Genomic DNA, 16,080 nt, shown 5'->3' with positions numbered 1-16,080 from the left:
TGGATCGATCGCTGCGATGAACGGACAGGTTGGTGCCAGGGCACGGGGTCGTTAGTGTGGCGACGACGGGACCGAGCCGGTCCGCCTCACCCAGCACGGGTCAAGAAAATGCTCTCGAACCTGGCGGCCCGCGACGTCGAAACCCTGATCCACCCCTACACCAACCTCGCCACCTTCCGCGAGACCGGCCCGCTGGTGCTGGAGCGAGGTCATGGCGTCTGGGTCTATGATGGCGACGGCCGGCCCTATCTCGAAGGGATGGCGGGCCTGTGGTGCACGGCGCTCGGCTACTCGAACGAGGAATTGGTCGAGGCCGCCAGTGAGCAGATGTCGCGCCTCCCCTTCACGCACCTGTTTTCCGGCCGCAGCCACGATCCGGCTATCGAGCTTGCCGAGACCCTGAAGGAGCTGATGCCGATCCCGACCTCGAAGGTGTTCTTCACCTCCTCGGGGTCGGAGGCCAACGACACGCAGGTGAAGCTGACCTGGTACATGAACAACGCGCTCGGCCGGCCGCGTAAGAAGAAGATCATCTCTCGCATCCGGGGCTATCACGGCGTCACCGTCGCCACCGCCTCGATGACGGGCCTGCCGGCGAACCATGCCGATTGGGACCTGCCGCTGCCGGGCTTCCTCCATACCGGCTGCCCGCACCATTACCGCTTTTCGCAAGTCGGCGAGACCGAATTGGCGTTCTCGCAGCGGCTCGCCGACGAGCTCGAAGCCCTGATCCTCGCTGAGGACCCGGAAACGGTGGCGGCCTTCGTCGCCGAGCCGGTGATGGGGGCTGGAGGCGCCATCACGCCGCCGGAGGGCTATTTCGCGGCGATCCAGTCGGTGCTCGACCGCTACGATGTCCGCTTCATCGCCGACGAGGTCATCTGCGGCTTCGGGCGGCTCGGCACATGGTTCGGCTCGGAGGCGCTCGGCATGCGGCCCGACACCCTATCCTTCGCCAAGGCTGTGACCTCGGGCTACATGCCGCTCGGAGGGATCAGCATCGACGAGCCGCTCTACAAGCTGATGGTGTCGCAGAGCGCAAAGCTCGGCACTTTCGGCCACGGCACCACCTATTCCGGGCATCCGGTCGCCTGTGCCGTCGCGCTCAAGACGATCGAGATCTACAAGCGCGACCGCATCATCGAGGGCGTGGCGCAGAAGGCGCCGCATTTCCAGGCCCGGCTCTCAGGCCTTGCCGATCATCCGATCGTCGGCGAGGCGCGCGGCCTCGGGCTCATCGGCGGCATCGAGATCGTCGCCGACAAGCGCTCCAAGCGCCAATACGAGCCCAAGGCCGGCGTTGCTGCCCGCTGCGTCGCCTTCGCTCAAGCAGAGGGGCTGATCGTACGCTTCCTCGCCGGCGACCGCGTCGCCGTCTGCCCTCCCCTCGTCATCGGGCGCGAGGAGATCGACACCCTGTTCGACCGCCTGACACGGGCGCTCGATCGCACCGCGGCCTGGATCGCCGCGGAGGGGCTGCAGGCGGCCCCCGTCTGACCCCGTCTCTCAGGGGATGACGCGGGCCGAGCGCAGACGCGCGAACAGGTCGAAGAAGGCGTCGTCCGTAGGTTGGTAATCGAAGAAGCCGAGGCGGCGGCTCTTGCTCATGTCGGTCACCACTTCGATCGGCCGTCCGAGGTCGGCATCGGTGTGCCAGGCCGAGGTGAGGCGTGAGAGACCCGGCTCGACGAGGCCGTAACGGGCGGCGATCTCGGCCCAGACAGGTCCGTCATTCGCCATCTGCTCCTCGAGCGGCCTGAGCGTGCCGTCGAAGGGCGCAGGCTCCAGGCCGAACCAGTTTGCGAGGCGCCCCCACATCCAGCTCCAGCGGAAGACGTCGCCATTCACGACGTTGAAGGCCTCGTTGCGCGCGGCTGCGTTGGTGGCGGCCCAGGCGAGATGCCGGGCGAGGAGCCGGGCATCCGTCATGTCGGTGAGGCCGTTCCATTGTGCCACCGAGCCTGGGAAGCGGAACGGCCGGTTGGTCTCCCGGCAGATCGTGGCATAGGCGGCGAGTGTCACGCCCATGTTCATGGCATTGCCGAGCGCGTAGCCGATGATGGTGTGGGGCCGGTGGACACTCCAGCCGAACCCGTCCCGCTCGGCGGCGGCGAAGACCTCGTCCTCCTGCGCGTAGTAGAAGTTCTCGACGGCAAGGCGTGGCTGCTCCTCACGGAACGGCGTGGCCGGAAGCTCGCCCTTCCCGTAGGCCTCGAACGGGCCGAGATAATGCTTCAGGCCCGTCACCAAGGCCACGTGACTGACGCTTGCCGAAGGCCTCAGGGCGTCGAGGAGGTTTCGCACCATCGCGCCATTGACGCGAATATTCTCGGCCTCGGTCGGCTGCCGCAGCCACGTGGTGATGAAGACGTGGGTAGGGCGAAGGCCGCCGAGGGCGGTGCGCAAGCCCTCAGGTTCGAGGAGATCGGCGGCGACCGGCCGGACATCGGCGTTGTCGCCGGGCGGGCGCCTGGCGAGTCCCAGGACCGTCCATCCCTCGGCCGTCAGATGCCGCGCGAGATTGTTTCCGACGATACCGCTCACACCGGCGATCAGCGCCGTCTTGTCCATGGTGATCTCCTGACTGAATCAAGGTCCGACGCGGCGGCTTGCCCGCCACCGACCTACACCTGCTTCCAACGCATTGAGACGGTCCTGGGCCTCAAAGGACTCAGTGGAACGCAGCGACAGGTTATCTTTACCGCGCCGCTATACATCGCCTGCCAAACTGCGTGATGATGCAGTGCAGCGCCTGGTATTCGCAGTGCAGCGCCGCCGCACGTCAATCGTATCGCGGCGTCCACTTCCGATCGAACCAGTCCTGTTCTGTCGAAAAAACGTAGCCTTAATCCGGTGTTCAGCTTGCAAGGTGGCTAATGAAGCCGTGGCCGGTGGGAATGAGTCCGTCGGCCGACACGACCCAATGACCGTCCGGCGGCTGCGAGGTTCCGGCGGCGGTCCAGATCAGATCGACAGGACATCCCCTCCATGGTCCCCTCTCGCCAGAACCAGAGCGATGCCGCCCTTCCGGAGCGCCGATCGACCGCTGCGGACCTCGACCGCGACGGCTTCCGACCCGTTGCCCTGCCTGCGTTGGCAGCAGCCGTACAGGCGGCGGCTCTGGTGAAGCCGATCGCGCTTAAGCCGGCCTCACCCGCGATTTCCGAGCGGTTCCTGCACGAGGATGCGCCGCTGGTCTGAACCCGATGTCATGGCTTTGGCCAGCACAAGTCCGTAAATCGTTGACGACCGCTTAACGGTTTGACCGCTAGCTTCGGCCTTCATCGCCGTCGTTCGGTCAAGATCGGCGGCGAAGAAGGCCTGCATTTCGCTAAGGATTCGTGAGCCGATGCTGATCATGCCCAGCCGGCGCCAGTTCCTCGGCGGCCTAGGCGGAGCCATGGCGCTCGGCGCCGGGACCGGGGCTTATGCCTTCGGCGTGGAGCCTCGATTCCGGCTCGTCGTCACCCCCTACTCGCCTGTCCTGCCGAACTGGACGCCGGGACTTGCCCTGCGAGTCGCGGTGCTGGCCGACTTCCATGTCGGCGAACCGTACATGCCGCTTGAGCGGGTCTCAGAGATCGTCGAGGTGACGAACGCGCTCAAGCCCGACCTCGTCCTGATGCTCGGTGACTACCCAGCCGGCCCAGGAATCGCCTGGCGCGAGGTGCCGCTGCCTGACTTCGCGAAGGTGGTCGAAGGCCTCAAGGCGCCGCTCGGAACCTACAGCATTCTCGGCAATCACGATTGGTGGGAAGACCCGGTGGCACAGGCTAACCGGCGCGGGCCCGTGGAGGCGCGCCGTGCCCTCGAAGCCCGCGGTATCCCAGTCTTGGAGAACGATGCGATTCGCCTCGTCAAGGACGGGCGGCCGTTCTGGGTCACTGGGATCGCCGACCAGCAGCCCTTCCACCTCGTCGGCGACTGGAGCAATCCCGGCGACGTGCCCGGAACGCTCGCCAAGGTCACGGACGACGCGCCGGTGATCCTGATGGTCCATGAGCCCGACGCCTTCCCGAAGGTCCCGGCACGGGTCGCGGTGACCCTGGCCGGCCACACACATGGCGGGCAGATCCGGGTGCTCGGCTATTCGCCGGTCATTCCCTCGCGATATGGCAGGCGCTACGCCTACGGCCATATTGTCGAAAAGGACCGCCATCTCATCATATCCGGCGGCCTCGGCCTCAGCCGCGTGCCGATCCGCATCGGCGTCCCGCCGGAGATTGTCCTCCTCGATCTCGGCTCGTCGACGCCTCACATGGCGTAAGCTCATCGTCGTGGTTTCGACCACGACGGCTGCTACCATCTCCATGTCCGCTTAGACTTTTTCCGCGCCCAAGCTACCTGCGTGCCTGGCATCGAGGCAGGCGGCAAATACCGTCAGCGTGAGTTCATGAGGGCGAAACTCCAGCCTCGACTGCACGGTTGATGCATCGCAGAAGCGACGCACGTCTGAGGCGGGGATGACGACGCGATGAAGCTGTTCCAGTGCCAGGCCTGCGGCAACATCCTGTATTTCGAGAACCGCACCTGCCAGCGCTGCGGCCATCGCCTTGCATACCTGCCAGAAACCGGCACCCTCTCGGCGCTCGAACCTCTCGGCGGTCATGATTGGCGGCCTTTAACCCTGCCGGAGCGGCCGAGCCGCTTCTGCGTCAATGCAGCATACGACGCCTGCAACTGGCTGGTGCCACCGGGCTCGAGCGAGGAATTCTGCCTCGCCTGCCGCCATAACGGCACGATCCCAAACGTCTCTGATCCGTCCCAACTTCAGGGATGGCGTCAGATCGAGAATGCCAAGCACAGGCTGTTCTACACCCTGCTGCGATGGAACCTCCCCCTGCGCACGCGCAGCGAGGATCCTACCCATGGTCTCGTCTTCCATTTCCTGTCCGATCCGCCCGCGGCAGGGCCGAAGGTCATGACCGGGCACGATGACGGTGTCATCACCATCGCCCTCGTCGAGGCGGACGATGCCGAGCGGGAGAAGCGCCGCCGCGCCATGGGCGAGCCCTACCGGACGTTAATGGGCCATTTCCGCCATGAGATCGGGCATCATTACTGGGATTTGCTGGTGCGCGACGGCGGCGTCCTCGACGCCTGCCGGGCGATGTTCGGCGACGATTCGCAGGATTACGAAGATGCGCTGAAGCGCCACTACGCCGGGGGCACGCCACCCGACTGGCAGGATCACTACGTCAGCGCCTACGCGACGACACATCCGTGGGAGGATTTCGCCGAAACCTGGGCGCATTACCTCCATATCGTCGACACGCTTGAGATGGCGAGCGCCTTCGGCATGCAGGTCCGCCCCCTCCTTGATTCGAGCGGGGCGCTTGCCGCGCGGGTCGGTTTCGATCCCTACGAGGCCGACAGCATCCAGCAGGTGGTCGATGCCTGGTTGCCCTTCGTCTTCGCCATCAACAGCGTCAACCGCGCCATGGGCCAGGCCGACCTTTATCCCTTCGTCCTCGCCCCGCCGGTGATCGCCAAGCTCGGCTTCATCCACGACCTCGTCCATCGCCGGCTGTGAGGGCGGTTCATGCCACCGCCGGAAGCACGCCCATCGATCGACGTGACCGTAGGATCTAGTACAGGCCGCCCGCCTGTGCGGCTCGATCCGCATCCGGCGGCACCGTCGCCGGTGCTGTCGGCGCAGCGATGTAGGCGTCGGGCGGCGCGGTACCGGGCTTGAAGGCTTCTAGGATCGTTCCGGCGCCTTCGCCGGAGCCGGCGCGCATGCCGGATGAGGCGCTGACCCGGATCAGCTTGATTCCCGGCGGGACGCGGAACGGCGTCGGCGGCTTGTCCTTGAGGGCATCTTTCAGGAAGCTGAGCACGATCGGCGCAGCGAGGCCGCCGCCCGTGGCGCGGTCGCCGAGCGAGCGCGGCTTGTCGAAGCCGACATAGACGCCGACGGCGAGATCGGGAGAGAAGCCGACGAACCATGCGTCCTTGGCATCGTTGGTCGTGCCCGTTTTCCCGGCGAGCGGCTTCCCGATCTGCTTCAGGATCGTCGCTGTGCCGCGCTGGACCACGCCTTCCATGATCGAGACCATCTGATAGGCGGTGAGCGGATCGAGGACCTGCTCGGATTCGTCCACGAGCTTGGGCTCGTCCTGGCCGTTCCACTTCTCTGCGTCGCAGCCGAGGCACTTGCGCGCGTCGTGCTTGTAGATGGTCTCCCCGACCCTGTCCTGGATCCGGTCGATCAAGGTAGGGCGGATGCGGCGACCGCCGTTGGCGAGCATCGAATAGGCGGTGACCATGCGCATGACCGTCGTCTCGCCGGCGCCGAGCGACATCGGCAGAACTGGAAGCATGTCGTCGTACACGCCGAAACGGCGGGAGTACTCGGCGATGAGCGGCATGCCGACATCCTTGGCGAGCCTCACCGTCATCAGGTTCTTGGAATGCTCGATGCCGTAACGCAGGGTGTGCGGCCCGCTCGCCTTGCCGTCGTAGTTCGACGGCGTCCATGACTCCTGTCCGGGTCCGGCTTCGATGGTGATCGGCGAGTCCTGGACGATAGACGACGGCGTGTATCCATTGTCGAGGGCCGCCGAGTAGACCAGCGGCTTGAACGACGAACCGGGCTGTCGCTGCGCCTGAGTCGCGCGGTTGAACTGGCTCTCGTCGTAGGAGAAGCCGCCGACCATGGCGTGGACACGGCCGGTATAGGGATCCATCGCCACGATGGCGCCGGAGACCTCCGGGCGCTGGCGAAGCCGGTACGATCCCCGGCCGCCGTCGATCGCTTCGACATAGACGACGTCGCCTGCGCTGAGAACGGCCGAGGGAGAACGCCCGGTCCAGCGAGTCCCGTCGGCGCCGATGGTCCCGGTGTCCCGGTCCTTGGAGACGGCTCCGGAGGCCTCGCGCCGCGGCTGCAGACCGATCTGGGCGGTGCCGCCACTGGTGCTCAGCACCACGGCAAGGCGCCAGGGCGCGACGTCGCCGAGAGCTGGCACCTCGGCGACGGCCGTGCCCCAGTCGCGGCCGACGAGGTCGACCTTGGCCTGCGCTCCGCGCCAGCCCTGGCGCTGATCGTAGGTGATGAGGCCGTCGAGCAGCGCGCGTCGCGCCCATGCCTGCATCTTGGGGTCCAGGGTCGCGCGCACCGAAAGGCCGCCCTCGTAGAGCTTCTTCTCCCCGTAGCGCTCGGTGATCTCGCGGCGCACTTCCTCGGTGAAGTAGTTGGCATTGGCGGCATTGGCGAAGGCGACGCGCGGGTTGACGCCGAGGGAGAGCTTCCGTGCGGTGTCGGCCTCTTCTCGGGTGATGTAGCCGTTCTGGGCCATCAGTCCGATGATCTCGTTGCGGCGGCTCAAAGCTTCCTGCGTCTTGCGGTAGGGGTGATAGTTGTTCGGCCCCTTTGGCAGGGCGGCGAGATAGGCCGCCTCGTTGATCGTCAGCTCGTGGACCGACTTGCCGAAATAGTCGAGCGCCGCAGCCGCGACCCCGTGCAGGTTTCGCCCGGGCACGATCGTGCCGAGGAAGATCTCATTGAGGTAGAGTTCGAGGATCTTGTCCTTGGAATAAGCCGCCTCGATCCGCAGCGCGATGAGCGCCTCCTTGATCTTACGATCGAAGGTCTGCTCGTTGGTGAGAAGGAAGTTCTTGGCGACCTGCTGGGTGATCGTCGATGCGCCCTGCTTCTTGCCGCTCTTGGCATTGGTCAGGACGGCGCGGACCACGCCCTCGGGATCGATGCCGCCGTGCTTGTAGAAGTTCTTGTCCTCGGCCGAGAGGAAGGCGGCGACCACGATCTTGGGCATCGCCTGGATCGGGAGGTAGAGGCGGCGCTCGTTGGCGTACTCGGCCAGCAGCGACCCGTCGGCCGCATGGACACGGCTCATGACCGGCGGCTCGTAATTGGCGAGCGCGGCGTGGTCCGGAAGGTCCTGGCTGTACGTCCAGTAGAAGACTGCGCCGGCCGCGGCAAAGAGCACGAACAGCATCGCGCCGATGCTGAACAGGAAGCCGAAGAAACGAAGGACGAAGCGCATCCGGGTTCCTGTCCGTCGATAATCTGCCGCCAAAGCAGGCTTAGCGCGAGCAAGAGGCTTGCCGCCTCATGCCTTCAGCAAACGGGCCGATCGGGACAATCTCCGGTCGACGGCCACCCCTTCCGATGAATCGGGTGCCGGGGTGCCGCGGTTTCACACGGTCTCTATGGTGAAACTGGGGCGACGGCCGCCGAACGCTTAGGCGGCTCCGGTCGGGTCAGGCTGGTACGGTTGCCGAAGAAGGCATCCACCGCCTTGGCCATGCCGCCGGTCACCTCGGCGCGCCAGGTCTCGGATTGAAGGAGGTCGAGGTCGCGCTTGCTCGACAGATAGCCGAGTTCGACCAGCACCGAGGGCACGTCCGGCGAGCGCAGAACCACGAAACCGGCCTCGCGGTGGGGCTTGGGGCTCATCTCGATGACGGGGCTCAAATGCGCCATCAGCCCCTTGGCGAAGCCCGAGGAGAAGCCGCGGGTCTCTCGCAGGGTGAGTTCCTGCAGGATGTCCGCGACCTCGGGCGGGGCGGCTTTGGTTTCGGTCCCGGCTGCGGCGTCGGCCTTGTTCTCGCGATCTGCGAGCTTGGCGGATTCGCTGTCGGTGGCGCGTTCGGAGCCGGTATAGATCGTGGCTCCCCGCACCTGCGGTGCCGACGAGATCGAGTCGGCGTGGATCGAGACGAACAGGTCGGCATTGGCCTCACGGGCGAGGCGGACGCGCTCGGAGAGCGGAACGAACACGTCGCGGTCCCGCGTCATCCGCACCCGATAGCGGCCGGACGATTCGAGCCGGCTGGCCAGCGCCCGGGCGAAACCGAACACGATGTCCTTCTCGAAGATACCTGTGCTGGCGATGGCGCCCGGATCGGTGCCGCCGTGGCCGGCATCGATCATGATGAGCGGGCGCTTGTCCGCGGCTTCCGGCACGGAGGCGTCCTTGCGGGCGGCGGGCGCGGGGTCGCTTGCCACCGCGGCTCGGCGGAAGGCGTCGCGTTCGGCGCGCTGGAACTCGATGGAGAGCAGGACCGCCCCGTCTTTGGCCCGCGTTACCGTCTCGATCTTGGCCACCGTCGCCGGATGGGCGAGGTCGACCACGATCCGCGAACGGCCCGGTGCGAACAAGCCGTAGCGGAACGAGGCGACAAGTCCCTCGCGCTTGCGGCCGGTCTCGGGTCCGAGCTGGAAATTGACCTCGGCGAGATCGATCACGACGCGGTCGGGCCGCTCCATAACGAAGGCGCGGGCCTCGACGGATTTCGACAGGGTCAGCGTGAGCTTGGTGGTGCCGTTGAGTCCGCCGCCGATCTCGGCAGCGATAGCCACGGCCGCAGGGCCCTGTGCGAGCGCTACCGGCGAGGCCAACGCCATCAGGAAGACGAGCACCAGGGCAAGGCGAGCGAGTGCGAGCATCGGTCCGGCGGGAGTGTCTTGAATGACTCCGGTTAAGGGATACGGCTCGGATGGTTAACTGTTCCTCAAGCCTGCTCACCGCATTGCCGGCCGTTGTAGCCCGGGGGCGACAGCTCTCACGCGACGGCGGGCCGGCGCCGGCCGTAGACGGCGTAGATTGCGAGGCCGAGCCCGAGCCAGAGGCCGAGCCTCGCCCAGGTCTCCAAGGGCAGACCGGCCATCAGCGCAAGGCAGGCGATGATGCCGAGCATTGGCGTCGCCGCGCCGCCGGGCGCACGGAAGGGGCGGGGCCCGCCGGCCCGCCGCAGGACCATCACGGCGATGCAGACCACGACGAAGGCCAGCAGTGTGCCGATGCTGACGAGCTCGCCGAGCACGTCGATCGGCGTAAAGGCCGCCACCACGGCCGTTAGCCCGCCGACGAGCGCCTGACCCTTGGCCGGCGTGCGGAACCTCGAATGTACTTGGCCGAAGACGGGCGGCAGCATCCGGTCCCGCGCCATGGCGTAGAGGATCCGGCCCTGGCCGTAGAGGGCCGTGAGCACCGATGTCGTCAGTCCGAGGATCGCCCCGACCTTGATGAGAAGCGAGAACCCGCCGATGCCGATCGCGTCGGTGGCCTTCGCCATAGGGTCGGCGACGTTGAGGCTCGAATAGGACACGAGCCCGGTGAGCACCGCCGCCACCGCGACGTAGAGGAGCGTACTGATCGCCACCGAGCCGATCAGGCCGATCGGTGCGTCGCGCTGCGGGTCCCGTGTCTCGGCCGCAGCGGTCGAGACGGTCTCGAACCCGACGAAGGCGAAGAACACCACACCCGCGCCGCGCAGTACACCGCTCCAGCCGAACTCGCCGAAAGTCCCCGTATTTGCTGGAACGTAGGGCGACCAGAGAGCGACGTTCACGTGCCAGGCGCCGATGCCGACGAAGGCGAGGATGATCGCGACCTTGAGGACGACGAGGACCGCGTTGACGCCGGTCGATTCCTTCGTGCCGCGGATCAGCAGGATCGTGAGGGCGAGGATCATCAGGGCGGCGGGCAGGTTGAGGAGCCCGCCCTTCCCTTCGGCCGAGGCGAGCGCCGGCGGCAGGCGCAGGCCGAAATCCCCCAGGAGGCTCTGAACGTAACCCGACCAGCCGACAGCCACCGTGGCGGCGGCCATGGCGAATTCGAGCACGAGGTCCCAGCCGACGATCCAGGCGCAAAGGGGACCGAGCGTCGCTCGCGCGTAGGAATAGGTCGAGCCCGAAGCCGGGATCGCCGCCGCGAGTTCGGCGTAGCACAGGGCGACCAACCCGCAGGCGATGCCACCGAGCACGAAGGACAGGGTCAGGCCGGGTCCTGCATGCTGGGCCGCAGCGGTTCCGGTCAGGACGAAGATGCCCGCCCCGATCGTCGCCCCTATTCCGAGACAGACGAGGTGGAAAGCGCCAACGGTTTTCGGAAGGGCGAAATCCGCGGTCAATGCTGTGGATGTCGTATGCCCCGTCATACCGCGGCCTCGCCTTCGAACGCCCGAACCGTATCGATGGGGCAAGTCCTAAGCCAGACCCGGCCCCTGCGCCGCGTCTGCGGGTGATCGCGCGGAAGGCAGTTCTGCCCATGGGCGTCGACCTAATCGGCCCCTGCGCAATTGGCGTAGAACGTCGTGGTGGCAGGCCAATCCGAGAAGACACCGCGCACCCCGACCTCCCGGTAGAGGACGTCGAGAAGGGTGAGCATGTCGCCGTCCCGGTCGATCGCGGCCCGGATCGATTGGTAGTAATAGCCGCCGCCCTGAGAAAGCGGCCCCGAGCGTTCGAGCGACCAGGTGATCACGTCGAGCCCGGCCCTGCGGGCTTCCGTTGCATAGGCCGAGGGCACGATCCTCCCGTCGGGGGCGAGGGTTACCAGCATCCAGAGCGGCGGCGCCAAGATCCTCACGCCTTGGCCCGCGAGCTCCGTCATGTTGGGCTTCCATGTCTCGGGGCGGGCCGGATCGAACCCCTTGTCGACTTCGTCGCGTCCGTCGAGATAGAGCGCTTGCCTGCCGAAACTCGGCTCCGCCTTGAGCCAGTAGAGGATGTCGCGGAGCTGGAAGCTCTGGGGATGGACGTGGTCGGCAGGGATGCCGGCCTGCTTATAATCGTCGATGAGCGCCTGTGCGTAGTCCTCCTGGCTGTAACTTCCCTCGAAAGGCATCGGCACCTCGGGCGCCTTCAGTTCCGGCGTGAACCGGCGCCCGAGGGATCTGACGAGCGCGATGTAGTCCTTGTGCGACATCAGGGTGGCGCCGCCGGCATAGAGGTCGGTGCGCCATCGCGGCGTCGCATTCATGTAGGCGGCGAGCGTCGTCGCCCCCGGGTCGGCCGCATCCATCTTCGGCTTGAGCGCCTTGAACTCGGCCAGCGTGAAATCGCTGGTGCAGCACTTGGCAGAGGCCTTGCGGCCCGAGGCCGCATCGGCGGGCTTGAAGGGCATCGTGCAAAGGGCGGCGAGGTCCGGCCGAGCCAGGATGTCGGTCGTCGTGTGAAGGTCGCATTGGGCATGCCGGCAGACGAGCTGACGATCCTTGGTGAAGGCGACGTCGCATTCGATGATGCCGGCCCCCATCCGCGCTGCTGCCAGCACGCCCTCGCGGGTATGCTCGGGAAACTGCAGCGGCGCCCCACGATGCGCGATCGAGAAGTTCTTGGCGACGTAGGATCGATCTGTGCCGCAGGCGGCGAGACTATCCTTGAGCGGCCCCGGCTTCATCGTGTCGACGAGGTGGAAGGGGCGAGGTCCGATCTGGGCGTATTGCTGCTCCTGCGCAGAAGCCACGAGCCCGGAGAGGAGGAACGCCATGATCGCCGCAACTGCACGCATGGTTCGTCTCCGCTGATGAGCCCAGCGGCTACCGGGTGTCGATGACAGGGGCGTGAAGGACCGGCCCGGGGCTGGCGTCTCGCGTCGATTCGTGTATGAACTGCGCAGCCTCGACCCGGTCACGGGCTCGGGGCCGAACCCGCTTGGGAACCGACCCTGCTGGACGACATCCCGGCAGCGGCCTGACCCGAGCCCTCGCGCGACCGTCCGCGAAGGTCGCCGAACCCGCACCAAGCCGATCTGAAAGGGATAGCGATGTCGATCTCGGCAGAGCGCAAGACCGCGCTCATCAAGGAATACGCACAGGGCGGCAAGGACACCGGGTCTCCCGAGGTCCAGGTGGCGATCCTCACCGAGCGGATCACCAACCTCACCGGCCACTTCAAGACCCACGGCAAGGACAACCATTCCCGCCGCGGCCTCCTGAAGATGGTTTCGCAGCGCCGCTCGCTGCTCGACTACGTCAAGCGCAAGGACGAGGCCCGCTACCGCAGCCTCATCGAGCGTCTCGGCATCCGCCGCTAAGGCGACTCTTCCACGCGGCCCCGAGCTTGCTCCGGGCCGCGTTTTCGTAAGCCGCGTCGCCGGAATGGGTCCGGCCGCGCGAAGATCGGGCCGGATCAATACGCGAGACGTCAGGGACAGGATCGCCGGAGGCTTTTCGCGACCATGCGAGAAACCTCCTGCCGTCTTGCCCCTGGCGGCGCCGACCCGCCCGACCGCATGATGGCAAGGAAACAAAGAATGTTCGACGTACAATGTGAAGAGCTGATCTGGGGCGACCGCAAGCTCGTCCTCGAGACCGGCAAGGTCGCCCGCCAGGCCGACGCCGCCGTGATGGCGACCTATGGCGACACCTCGGTGCTGGCCACCGTGGTCTCGGCGAAAGAGCCCAAGGCGGGGATCGACTTCCTGCCGCTCACCGTGAACTACCAGGAGCGCGCCTACGCCGCCGGCCGCATTCCCGGCGGCTACTTCAAGCGCGAAGGCCGCCCCTCGGAGAAGGAGACTCTGGTCTCCCGCCTCATCGACCGGCCGATCCGCCCCCTCTTCGTCGACGGCTGGCGCAACGATACCCAGGTCGTGATCACCGTCCTGACCCACGACCTCGAGAACGATCCCGACATCCTCGCCATGGTGGCGGCCTCGGCCGCGCTGACTCTGTCGGGCGTGCCGTTCACCGGCCCGATCGGCGCGGCCCGCGTCGGCTACGTCAACGGCCAGTATGTCCTCAACCCGCCGGTTCCCGAGCTCGAGAACTCGACCCTCGACCTCGTCGTCGCCGGCACGCAGGACGCCGTGCTGATGGTGGAGTCCGAGGCCAAGGAGCTCGACGAGGAGGTCATGCTCGGCGCCGTGATGTTTGGCCACAAGCACTTCCAGCCTGTCATCGACGCGATCATCCGCCTCGCCGAGAAAGCCGCCAAGGAGCCGCGCAACTTCTCCGCTCCCGAGAACGAGGAGGTCGAGAAGGCCGTGCTCGCGATCTGCGAGACCGAGCTTCGCGCCGCCTACAAGAACACGATCAAGCAGGAGCGCTACGCCGCCGTCGACGCCGTGAAGGCGACGGTCATGGCCGCCCTCTGCCCCGCCGATGGCGAGGCCAAGTTCCCGGCCGAGAAGGTCAAGGCGGCCTTCAAGGAAGCCCAGTCCAAGGTCGTTCGCTGGAACATCCTCGACACCGGCAGCCGCATCGACGGCCGCGACGTGCGCACCGTGCGCCCGATCGTGTCCGAGGCCGGCGTGCTGCCGCGCGCCCACGGCTCGGCCCTGTTCACCCGCGGCGAGACCCAGGCGCTCGTGGTGGCGACGCTCGGCACCGGCGAGGACGAGCAGTTCATCGACGCGCTGGAAGGCACCTACAAGGAGACCTTCCTGCTGCACTACAACTTCCCTCCCTACTCGGTGGGCGAGACCGGCCGCATGGGCTCCCCGGGCCGCCGCGAGATCGGCCACGGCAAGCTCGCCTGGCGGGCGATCCACCCGGTCCTGCCGCCGGCCCACGAGTTCCCGTACACGATCCGCGTCGTGTCCGAGATCACCGAGTCCAATGGCTCCTCCTCGATGGCCTCGGTTTGCGGCGGCTCGCTAGCCCTGATGGATGCGGGCGTTCCGCTCCGCCGTCCGGTGGCCGGCATCGCCATGGGCCTCATCCTCGAGGGTGAGCGCTACGCCGTGCTCTCCGACATCCTCGGCGACGAGGACCACCTCGGCGACATGGATTTCAAGGTGGCGGGCACGGAAGCCGGCATCACCTCGCTGCAGATGGACATCAAGATCGCCGGTATCACCGAGGAGATCATGAAGGTCGCCCTGCACCAGGCGCAGGAAGGCCGCGTCCACATCCTCGGCGAGATGGCAAAGGCCCTCACCGATGCCCGTCCCGAGCTCGGCGAGTATGCGCCGCGCATCGAGACGATGCAGATCCCCACCGACAAGATCCGGGAAGTGATCGGCACCGGCGGCAAGGTGATCCGCGAGATCGTCGAGAAGACCGGCGCCAAGATCAACATCGACGACACCGGCACCGTGAAGATCGCCTCCAGCGACGGCAAGGCCATCAAGGCTGCCTATAACTGGATCCGTTCGATCGTGGCCGAGGCCGAGCCGGGCATGATCTATGACGGCACGGTGGTGAAGACGATGGAGTTCGGCGCCTTCGTCAACTTCTTCGGCGCCAAGGACGGCCTCGTCCACATCTCGGAACTCGCCGCGGCGCGCGTCGCCAAGGTCACTGACGTCGTCAAGGAAGGCGACAAGGTGAAGGTGAAGTTCCTGGGCCAGGACGACCGCGGCAAGATCCGCCTCTCGATGAAGGTCGTCGACCAGACCACCGGCGAGGACATCACCGAGAAGCTCAAGGCCGAGCGCAACGCCGACCAGGACCGCACCCGCGGCGGCGACCAGGAACCTCGCCGCGAGCGCGGCGAGCGCCGCAACGCCGGGGAGTAATCCCCTCTGCATCGCTATGAAGTGAGAAGCGCGGCCCTCCGGGGTCGCGCTTTTTTCGTTGGCACTAGCTTACCGGAAGGCTCCATCCTTTCTCGGGTCACATGTCGCTTCGCTCTGGGCGTCCCCGATAGAACAATCCCTGCCCACGGACGAGCTGACAGTACGCCATTGACTTATAAATTGCGGCAACGCAGACGAGGTCATGCCGCGTCCTCTTCATACCGTCATCGAAACGGAGATCTACCTTCGCTCCGCCGAGCGGGTGATGACGGACGCCGAGCGTGTCGCGGTGGTGGACTTCTTTGCCAATCACCCTCAGGCGGGCGATGTCATTCCCGGAGCGGGAGGCCTTCGGAAGGTCCGTGTTCCCATGGCCGGACGCGGCAAGCGGGGCGGTGCGAGGGTGATCTCGTACTTCGTCGCCGCACGCGGCGTGTACCTGCTCCTGGCCTATGCGAAGAACGACCAGGGCAATTTGACTCCCGACCAGTCCCGCGCGCTCGCCCGCCTGGTCGAAACTCTGTTCTGAGGAGAACGAGCGATGGACGACGCCATGTTCGACGAACTGAAGCTGAGCCTGGAACAGGCGTCGGCTCATGCCCGTGGCGAGGCCGTGCCCGGTCTTCGCATTCACGTCCCCGCCGAGATCGACGTGGCCGCTATCCGCAAGGCGGTCGATCTCTCGCAGGATGCGTTCGCGCAGACGATCGGCGTCGCGGTCGGTACCTTGAGGAACTGGGAGCAGCGTCGCCGCCAGCCCGAGGGGCCCGCCCGCGTGCTTCTGGCACTCCTCGCCAAGAACCCCCGCCTGGTCGAGGAGACGCTTGGGCGCTCCCCTCGATAGCGGATCGTGCACCCTCTTCTG

At 66.5% G+C, this 16,080-nt stretch carries 13 protein-coding genes; 8 read left to right on the top strand and 5 right to left on the bottom strand.

The features are described from left to right. Window positions 1–108 precede the first annotated feature (108 nt). Window positions 109–1,497, top strand: a complete 1,389-nt coding sequence (locus tag K2Y56_RS15395) for an aminotransferase (protein ID WP_292509169.1) — start codon at window positions 109–111, stop codon at window positions 1,495–1,497. Between the two features lie 9 nt (window positions 1,498–1,506). On the opposite strand, the gene K2Y56_RS15390 is transcribed toward K2Y56_RS15395, so the two are convergent. Continuing rightward, on the bottom strand, window positions 1,507–2,571 hold the full coding sequence (locus K2Y56_RS15390) for an SDR family oxidoreductase (protein ID WP_292509165.1): 1,065 nt from the start codon (window positions 2,569–2,571) through the stop codon (window positions 1,507–1,509). 417 nt (window positions 2,572–2,988) lie between these two features. Here K2Y56_RS15390 and K2Y56_RS15385 point away from each other — a divergent pair, with 417 nt between their 5' ends. The 3 genes from K2Y56_RS15385 (at window position 2,989) to K2Y56_RS15375 (ending at window position 5,533) form a co-directional block, all read left to right on the top strand. After that, entirely contained in the window at window positions 2,989–3,201 is a 213-nt protein-coding gene (locus K2Y56_RS15385) for a hypothetical protein (RefSeq protein ID WP_292509163.1), read from the top strand. 148 nt (window positions 3,202–3,349) lie between these two features. Beyond that, complete coding sequence (locus K2Y56_RS15380; protein ID WP_292509160.1) at window positions 3,350–4,267, top strand: metallophosphoesterase; 918 nt, start codon at window positions 3,350–3,352, stop codon at window positions 4,265–4,267. Window positions 4,268–4,474: 207 nt separating this feature from the next. Then, window positions 4,475–5,533, top strand: coding sequence for a putative zinc-binding peptidase (locus K2Y56_RS15375; RefSeq protein ID WP_292509157.1), 1,059 nt, complete (start codon window positions 4,475–4,477; stop codon window positions 5,531–5,533). A 55-nt stretch (window positions 5,534–5,588) separates the two neighbouring features. On the opposite strand, the gene K2Y56_RS15370 is transcribed toward K2Y56_RS15375, so the two are convergent. The 4 genes from K2Y56_RS15370 to K2Y56_RS15355 all read right to left on the bottom strand — a co-directional run bounded on the left by K2Y56_RS15370 (window position 5,589) and on the right by K2Y56_RS15355 (window position 12,242). Next, window positions 5,589–8,009: a penicillin-binding protein 1A gene (locus tag K2Y56_RS15370; RefSeq protein ID WP_292509154.1), complete on the bottom strand. Its 2,421-nt coding sequence runs from the start codon at window positions 8,007–8,009 to the stop codon at window positions 5,589–5,591. Between the two features lie 164 nt (window positions 8,010–8,173). Next, window positions 8,174–9,373 carry an N-acetylmuramoyl-L-alanine amidase gene (locus tag K2Y56_RS15365; RefSeq protein ID WP_292509303.1) on the bottom strand — a complete coding sequence of 400 codons (1,200 nt, stop codon included), beginning with the start codon at window positions 9,371–9,373 and terminating at the stop codon, window positions 8,174–8,176. A gap of 158 nt (window positions 9,374–9,531) precedes the next feature. Continuing rightward, complete coding sequence (locus K2Y56_RS15360; RefSeq protein ID WP_292509152.1) at window positions 9,532–10,908, bottom strand: amino acid permease; 1,377 nt, start codon at window positions 10,906–10,908, stop codon at window positions 9,532–9,534. A gap of 122 nt (window positions 10,909–11,030) precedes the next feature. Next, window positions 11,031–12,242: a glycerophosphodiester phosphodiesterase family protein gene (locus tag K2Y56_RS15355; protein ID WP_292509300.1), complete on the bottom strand. Its 1,212-nt coding sequence runs from the start codon at window positions 12,240–12,242 to the stop codon at window positions 11,031–11,033. A 276-nt stretch (window positions 12,243–12,518) separates the two neighbouring features. Between K2Y56_RS15355 and rpsO the strand changes: the two genes are divergently transcribed. From rpsO to K2Y56_RS15335, 4 genes are all read left to right on the top strand, one after another. Continuing rightward, window positions 12,519–12,788 carry a 30S ribosomal protein S15 gene (gene rpsO / locus K2Y56_RS15350; RefSeq protein ID WP_292509149.1) on the top strand — a complete coding sequence of 90 codons (270 nt, stop codon included), beginning with the start codon at window positions 12,519–12,521 and terminating at the stop codon, window positions 12,786–12,788. A gap of 219 nt (window positions 12,789–13,007) precedes the next feature. Next, the gene (pnp, locus tag K2Y56_RS15345; protein ID WP_292509146.1) at window positions 13,008–15,215 is read left to right on the top strand and encodes a polyribonucleotide nucleotidyltransferase; all 2,208 of its coding nucleotides are present in this window, start codon (window positions 13,008–13,010) and stop codon (window positions 15,213–15,215) included. A gap of 202 nt (window positions 15,216–15,417) precedes the next feature. Continuing rightward, window positions 15,418–15,744: a type II toxin-antitoxin system RelE/ParE family toxin gene (locus K2Y56_RS15340; protein WP_292509143.1), complete on the top strand. Its 327-nt coding sequence runs from the start codon at window positions 15,418–15,420 to the stop codon at window positions 15,742–15,744. A 12-nt stretch (window positions 15,745–15,756) separates the two neighbouring features. Continuing rightward, window positions 15,757–16,059, top strand: a complete 303-nt coding sequence (locus K2Y56_RS15335; protein ID WP_292509140.1) for a helix-turn-helix domain-containing protein — start codon at window positions 15,757–15,759, stop codon at window positions 16,057–16,059. Window positions 16,060–16,080 lie beyond the last annotated feature (21 nt).

It is taken from the genome of Methylobacterium sp., from assembly GCF_019745455.1.
Taxonomy (GTDB): domain Bacteria; phylum Pseudomonadota; class Alphaproteobacteria; order Rhizobiales; family Beijerinckiaceae; genus Methylobacterium.
The sequence above is the reverse complement of the archived record's forward strand: the minus strand, read 5'-3'. Positions and strand labels throughout refer to the sequence as shown.